This window comes from Streptomyces anatolicus (genome assembly GCF_019400875.1).
GTDB classification, from domain to species: domain Bacteria; phylum Actinomycetota; class Actinomycetes; order Streptomycetales; family Streptomycetaceae; genus Streptomyces; species Streptomyces anatolicus.
In genome coordinates this window covers 1-6847 of the sequence record NZ_WMBF01000339.1, presented here as the reverse complement: position 1 = coordinate 6847, position 6847 = coordinate 1, and the positions used below count along the sequence as shown (strand labels likewise).

The 6847-nt window shown below is 70.4% G+C and carries 6 protein-coding genes; 1 reads left to right on the top strand and 5 read right to left on the bottom strand.

Annotation, left to right across the window (positions count from 1 at the left end):
• Nucleotides 1–132: 132 nt before the first annotated feature.
• The gene (rarD, locus tag GKQ77_RS24155; RefSeq protein WP_219691036.1) at nt 133–1086 is read right to left on the bottom strand and encodes an EamA family transporter RarD; all 954 of its coding nucleotides are present in this window, start codon (nt 1084–1086) and stop codon (nt 133–135) included.
• A 173-nt stretch (nt 1087–1259) separates the two neighbouring features.
• Nucleotides 1260–2132, bottom strand: a complete 873-nt coding sequence (locus GKQ77_RS24150; RefSeq protein WP_219691035.1) for an SDR family oxidoreductase — start codon at nt 2130–2132, stop codon at nt 1260–1262.
• Between the two features lie 91 nt (nt 2133–2223).
• Here GKQ77_RS24150 and GKQ77_RS24145 point away from each other — a divergent pair, with 91 nt between their 5' ends.
• Nucleotides 2224–2628, top strand: a complete 405-nt coding sequence (locus GKQ77_RS24145) for a winged helix-turn-helix transcriptional regulator (protein ID WP_219691034.1) — start codon at nt 2224–2226, stop codon at nt 2626–2628.
• Between the two features lie 47 nt (nt 2629–2675).
• On the opposite strand, the gene GKQ77_RS24140 is transcribed toward GKQ77_RS24145, so the two are convergent.
• From GKQ77_RS24140 to GKQ77_RS24130, 3 genes are all read right to left on the bottom strand, one after another.
• Complete coding sequence (locus tag GKQ77_RS24140; protein WP_125514432.1) at nt 2676–3737, bottom strand: 2-oxoacid:ferredoxin oxidoreductase subunit beta; 1062 nt, start codon at nt 3735–3737, stop codon at nt 2676–2678.
• Nucleotides 3730–5661 carry a 2-oxoacid:acceptor oxidoreductase subunit alpha gene (locus tag GKQ77_RS24135; RefSeq protein WP_219691033.1) on the bottom strand — a complete coding sequence of 644 codons (1932 nt, stop codon included), beginning with the start codon at nt 5659–5661 and terminating at the stop codon, nt 3730–3732. The genes GKQ77_RS24140 and GKQ77_RS24135 overlap by 8 nt, the downstream gene beginning before the upstream one ends.
• A 309-nt stretch (nt 5662–5970) precedes the next feature.
• On the bottom strand, nt 5971–6630 hold the full coding sequence (locus tag GKQ77_RS24130) for a LuxR C-terminal-related transcriptional regulator (RefSeq protein ID WP_308117768.1): 660 nt from the start codon (nt 6628–6630) through the stop codon (nt 5971–5973).
• Nucleotides 6631–6847 lie beyond the last annotated feature (217 nt).

Sequence of the window (6847 nt, the reverse complement as noted above, 5' to 3'; positions counted from 1 at the left end):
CGCCGCACCGGGCGCAGAGCCAAGTACGTCCAGTACGAGGCCCTACGCCCGGCACGCCGAGAGCACGCACCTGACGCCGCGAAGCCGCCCTCCGGGCGACGCCGGGAATTGTCAGACAGGCCCTAGGCCGCATCAGGTCGCGGGCTCCCGCTCGCCAGGAGCCACAGAGGGGGCGGACGGGGCAGAGGGGGCGGACGAGGCGGACGCGGCGGACGACGCGCCCTCCGCGGCACGGCGCGCGGCGGTCAGCCGGGCCGCGTTGCGACGGGCCGTCCGCAGCGCGTCCCACGTCAGCAGCGACAGCGCCAGCCACACCAGCCCGAAGCCCGCCCACCGCTCGGGCGGCATCGCCTCGTGGAAGTACAGGATCCCGAGCAGGAACTGGAAGACGGGCGCGAGGTACTGGAGCAGCCCCAGCGTGGAGAGCGGCACCCGGATCGCCGCGGCGCCGAAGCAGACCAGGGGAGCGGCGGTCACCACGCCGGTCGCGGCGAGCAGCGCCGCGTGCCCGGCGCCCTCCGCGCCGAACGTGAGGTCCCCTCGCGAGCCGAGCCACACCAGAAAGGCGACGGCGGGCAGGAACTGCACGGCGGTCTCGGCGGCGAGCGATTCAAGGCCGCTGAGGTTGACCTTCTTCTTCACCAGGCCGTACACCGCGAAGGAGAAGGCGAGGCAGAGCGAGATCCACGGCGGCTGCCCGTAGCCGAAGGCCAGCACGAGGACGGCCGCGAACCCCACGGCGACGGCCGCCCACTGCACGGGCCGCAGCCGCTCGCCGAGCAGCAGCACGCCTATCGCGATGGTGACCAGGGGATTGATGAAGTAGCCGAGGGAGGCCTCGACGACGTGGCCGTTGTTCACGGACCAGATGTAGACGCCCCAGTTGAGGGTGATGACCGCCGCCGCGACCGCCACCAGGCCCAGCCGACGAGGCTGGCGCACCAGCTCGCGCGCCCAGCCCCAACGCCGTACGAAGAGCAGCGCGACGCCCACCACGACGAGCGACCACGCCATCCGGTGCGCGAGGATCTCGGCGGCCCCGGACGGTTTCAGGAGCGGCCAGAAAAGGGGGACGAGGCCCCACATCCCGTAGGCCGCGAAGCCGTTCAGCAACCCTATGCGCTGCTCGCTCCTGGCCTGTCCGGCTGCTCCGCTCTCCACGGGCCCTCCTCGCCACACGACAGTCCGACGCTGCCTCCCCGAAGGTAACGCCGAGAGCCCCCGCGTGTCATGCCCGTATGCCCGGAACACTCATGACATCAGCCGCGCGAACAAGCGCGAAGCCCTGCAGCGATCGCGTCCGCGATCCTCGTGGTCGGCCGCCCGATCAGCCGGGCGAGGTCACCGCTTGTCCCCGCCAGGCGCCCCCGCCCGACAGCCGCGTCGACGTCGACGAGGATCGCCGCCATCGGCTCGGGCACGCCCGCGCCGGTCAGCACCGCGAGGTGCTCCTCGGCGGGGACGTTCACGTACGAGATCTCCTTGCCGCTCTGCCGGGCGACCTCGGCCGCGTACTCGGCCATGCTCCACGCGACATCGCCGCTCAGCTCGTACGCCTTGCCCTCGTGGCCCTCGCCGGTCAGGACCGCGACGGCGGCCGCGGCGTAGTCGGCGCGCGAGGCGGAGGCGACGCGGCCCTCGCCCGCGGAGGCGACGACGGCGCCGTGTTCGAGGACCGGGGCCAGGTGCTCGGTGTAGTTCTCGTGGTACCAGCCGTTGCGCAGGAAGGTGTACGGCAGACCGGAGTCGGCGATCAGCCGCTCGGTCGCCTTGTGCTCGGCCGCCAGGTCGAAGTCGGCCTCGGGCCCGCCGAGGATGCTCGTGTAGGCGAGGAGCGCCACACCCGCCTCGCGCGCCGCGTCGATCACCGCGCGGTGCTGCGCCACCCGCCGCCCGACCTCGCTGCCGGAGATCAGCAGCACGCGGTCGCCCGCGGCGAAGGCGCCGCGCAGGGTCTCGGGGGCGCTGTAGTCGGCTATGCGCAGTTCGACGCCGCGCTCGGCGAGGTCGGCGGCCCTGTCCTTGTCGCGTACGACGGCCGCGACCTCCCCGGCGGGGACCCCGGCGGCGAACAGCCCCTCGATGACGAGGCGGCCGAGGTGCCCGGTGGCTCCGGTGACGACGATGCTCATGTCTGAAATCTCCTCTTCGATGCGGTCTGCCACTCACCCTAGCTCCGGCACTAACTATCCGTAAGTACCCACTTTGAAGTAAGGTACTGGTATGTCCGTAAGCAGCTGGAAGCGTGGTGGCGGCGAGGAGATGTGCCCCTACCGCCTGGTCCTCGAGCACGTCACGAGCCGCTGGGGCGTGCTGATCCTGATCGCCCTCGCGGAGCGCTCGTACCGCTTCAGCGAGCTGCGCCGCGCCATCGGCGAGGTCAGCCGCGTCAGCGAGAAGATGCTGAGCCAGACCCTCCAGACCCTGGAGCGCGACGGCCTGGTGCACCGCGACGCCAAGCCGGTCATCCCGCCCCGCGTCGACTACTCCCTCACCGACCTCGGCCGCGAGGCCGCCGACCAGGTCAAGGCCCTCGCGACCTGGACCGAGCGGCGCATGGACGACGTACAGAAGGCCCGCCAGAAGTACGACGAAGCCCGCCGGGAGTACGACGAAGCCCGGCTCTGAAAGATCCAGAACCGGGCTTTCGCGCGAGAGGGCCGTGAGAGGGACGCCTAGCCGACGACCGTCCACGTGTCGCCGCCCGCGAGCAGCGCCGCGAGGTCGCCCTTGCCGTTCTGCTCGATGGCGCTGTCGAGCTGGTCGGCCATGAGCGTGTCGTAGACCGGCCGCTCCACATCGCGGAAGACGCCGATCGGGGTGTGGTGCAGGGTGTCCGGGTCGGCGAGGCGGGAGAGGGCGAACGCGGTCGTCGGGGAGGCGGAGTGCGCGTCGTGGACGAGGATGTCGCGCTCGTTCTCCGGGGTGACCGCGACGACCTTCAGGTCGCCGGTGACCGCGTCGCGCACGACGCCCTTGGAGGCGTCGGTGCCGAAGCGGATCGGCTGCCCGTGCTCCAGGCGGATCACCGCCTCCTCGGCCTGCTGCTTGTCCTTGAGGACCTCGAAGGCGCCGTCGTTGAAGATGTTGCAGTTCTGGTAGATCTCCACCAGCGCGGTGCCCGGGTGGTCGGCGGCCTCGCGCAGCACCGACGTGAGGTGCTTGCGGTCGGAGTCGACGGTCCGCGCCACGAAGGACGCCTCCGCGCCGATCGCCAGCGAGACCGGGTTGAACGGCGCGTCGAGCGAGCCCATCGGCGTCGACTTGGTGATCTTGCCGACTTCCGAGGTGGGGCTGTACTGGCCCTTGGTGAGGCCGTAGATCCTGTTGTTGAAGAGCAGGATCTTCAGGTTCACGTTGCGGCGCAGGGCGTGGATGAGGTGGTTGCCGCCGATGGAGAGGGCGTCGCCGTCACCGGTCACCACCCATACGCTCAGGTCGCGCCGTGAGGAGGCGAGGCCGGTGGCGATGGCCGGGGCGCGGCCGTGGATGGAGTGCATCCCGTACGTGTTCATGTAGTACGGGAAGCGGGAGGAGCAGCCGATCCCGGAGACGAAGACGATGTTCTCCTTCGCCAGGCCGAGGTCCGGCATGAAGCCCTGCACGGCGGCCAGCACGGCATAGTCACCGCAGCCCGGGCACCAGCGCACTTCCTGGTCGGACTTGAAGTCCTTCATGGACTGCTTGGCCTCGGCCTTGGGGACCAGCTTCAGCAGTCCGTTGCCGACGTCAGTCATCGATGGCCTCCTTGAGAGCCGTGGCGAGCTGCTCGGCCTTGAACGGCATTCCGTTGACCTGGTTATACGAGACCGCGTCCACCAGGTACTTCGCCCTGATGAGGGTGGCGAGCTGGCCGAGGTTCATCTCGGGGATCACCACCTTCTCGTAACGCCCGAGGACCTCGCCCAGGTTCCGCGGGAACGGGTTCAGATGGCGCAGATGGGCCTGCGCGATGGGCACACCGGCCGCCCGCAGCCGCCGGACCGCCGCGGTGATCGGCCCGTACGTCGAACCCCAGCCGAGGACCAGCGTGGTGGCGTCCCCGCGCGTGTCGTCGACCTCCAGGTCGGGCACGTCGATGCCGTCGACCTTGGCCTGGCGGGTGCGGACCATGAAGTCGTGGTTGGCCGGGTCGTACGAGATGTTGCCCGTGCCGTCCTGCTTCTCGATGCCGCCGATGCGGTGTTCGAGCCCGGGCGTGCCGGGGACCGCCCAGGGGCGGGCCAGGGTCTGCGGGTCGCGCTTGTAGGGCCAGAAGACCTCGGTGCCGTCGTCCTCGGTGTGGTTGGTGCCCGAGGCGAACTGCACCCGCAGATCGGGCAGTTCGTCCACCTCGGGGATCCGCCACGGCTCGCTGCCGTTGGCCAGGTAGCCGTCGCTCAGCAGGAAGACCGGCGTGCGGTAGGTGACCGCGATCCGGGCCGCCTCCAGAGCGGCGTCGAAGCAGTCCGCCGGGGTCCTCGGCGCCACGATCGGCACCGGTGCCTCGCCGTTGCGCCCGTACATCGCCTGGAGCAGGTCGGCCTGCTCGGTCTTGGTCGGCAGGCCGGTGGAGGGGCCGCCGCGCTGGATGTCCACGATGAGCAGCGGCAGTTCGAGGGAGACCGCGAGCCCGATGGTCTCCGACTTCAGCGCCACCCCCGGCCCGGAGGTCGTCGTCACCGCCAGCGAGCCGCCGAACGCGGCACCGAGCGCCGCGCCGATCCCCGCGATCTCGTCCTCCGCCTGGAAGGTGCGCACGCCGAAGTTCTTGTGCCTGGACAGCTCGTGGAGGATGTCCGAGGCGGGCGTGATGGGGTACGAGCCCAGGTACAGCGGCAGATCCGCCTGGCGGCCGGCCGCGATCAGCCCGTACGACAGTGCGAGGTTCCCGGAGATGTTGCGGTAGGTGCCGGTCGGGAACGCCTTGGCGGCCGGGGCGACCTCGTAGGAGACCGCGAAGTCCTCGGTGGTCTCGCCGAAGTTCCAGCCCGCGTGGAACGCCGCGATGTTCGCCTCGGCGATGTCGGGCTTCTTGGCGAACTTGGTCCGCAGGAACTTCTCGGTTCCCTCGGTCGGCCGGTGGTACATCCACGACAGCAGGCCGAGCGCGAACATGTTCTTGGACCGGCCCGCGTCCTTGCGCGAGAGGTCGAACTCCTTCAGCGCCTCCACCGTCAGCGTGGTCAGCGGCACGGGGTGCACGCTGTAGCCGTCCAGGGAGCCGTCCTCCAGCGGCGAGGTGTCGTAACCGACCTTCTGCATCGCCCGCTTGGAGAACTCGTCGGTGTTGACGATGATCTCCGCGCCGCGCGGCACGTCGCCGATGTTCGCCTTCAGTGCCGCCGGGTTCATCGCCACCAGGACGTTCGGCGCGTCGCCGGGCGTGAGGATGTCGTGGTCGGCGAAGTGCAGCTGGAAGGAGGAGACGCCCGGCAGGGTGCCGGCGGGCGCCCTGATCTCGGCCGGGAAGTTCGGCAGCGTCGACAGGTCGTTGCCGAAGGACGCGGTCTCCGAAGTGAAGCGGTCACCCGTGAGCTGCATACCGTCACCGGAGTCACCCGCGAAGCGGATGATCACCCGGTCCAGGCGCCGTACGTCTTTCCCGCCCGCGGACTTGCGTTGCTCTCCGACGAGTGCGCCGTCGGCCTGCTCGGCTTCGCTGCTGACCTGGCTGGTCACTGAAGTGGACCTCCCTCGAGGCGGCTGAGGGGAAGTGCCGGGACGCCCGGCGTTCCCAAGGCCCACCCTACGTCTGTAAGGGTCGCCTTCCTCGGGTAGCTCACATTTTGGACGTCTTTTTGGGACGCCTCGATGTCCTGGTTTGCCATGATGTGCCTTACCCCCCGGTCCTTCATAGATGACGCTCCCCGCTCGTCTTCTGGTTCTGGGACTTCTCTGGCTCTGGCGTGGCTCTGGCGTGGCTCTGGTGTTCGGTCGTTCGGTCAATCGGTCGTGCCGATCACTGGCAGGGTGTCAGCTCGTCACGCGTCATGAGTTGAGATACGTGAGAACCGCGAGCACACGGCGGTGATCCCCGTCACTCGGGGAGAGCCCGAGCTTCAGGAAGATGTTGCTCACGTGCTTCTCGACGGCGCCGTCGCTCACCACGAGCTGCCGGGCGACCGCCGAGTTCGTCCGGCCCTCCGCCATCAGGCCGAGTACCTCGCGCTCGCGCGGAGTAAGCCCCGCGAGCACGTCCTGCTTGCGGCTGCGGCCGAGGAGCTGCGCCACGACCTCCGGGTCGAGCGCCGTGCCCCCCTCGGCCACCCGCACCACCGCGTCCACGAACTCGCGGACCTCGGCGACCCGGTCCTTGAGCAGATAGCCCACGCCCCGGCTCGACCCGGCGAGCAGTTCGGTGGCGTACTGCTCCTCGACGTACTGCGAAAGGACCAGCACCCCGAGCCCCGGGTGCCGCTGGCGCAGGAAGACGGCGGCCCGCACCCCTTCGTCCGTATGGGTCGGGGGCATCCGCACATCGGCGACGACCACGTCCGGCAGGGCGTCCTGCGACGCCAGCTCCGTGATCGTCTTGATCAGCGCGTCGGCGTCCCCCACGCCGGCCACCACGTCGTGCCCGCGGTCGGTCAGCAACCGGGTCAGGCCCTCCCTGAGCAGCACTGAATCCTCGGCGATGACCACCCGCACTTTGTCCTCCACTGTTCTCGGCCCCCCGGCGCGCTCGTTCCGCCGGCCCCGGTGCGACGTCCATCGCGCCGCCCGGACCTCCGGCACCTCAGTATCGCCCGATCCGGGCCCGGCCAGGGGCGCTGTCGCCCAACTGGTACGCCTCGCGCGGGGCGCGGGGCGGCTGGGGCCGGGTGCCGGGCGGCTCCCCGGGCGGGCGCGCGCCGGGCCAGGCCCC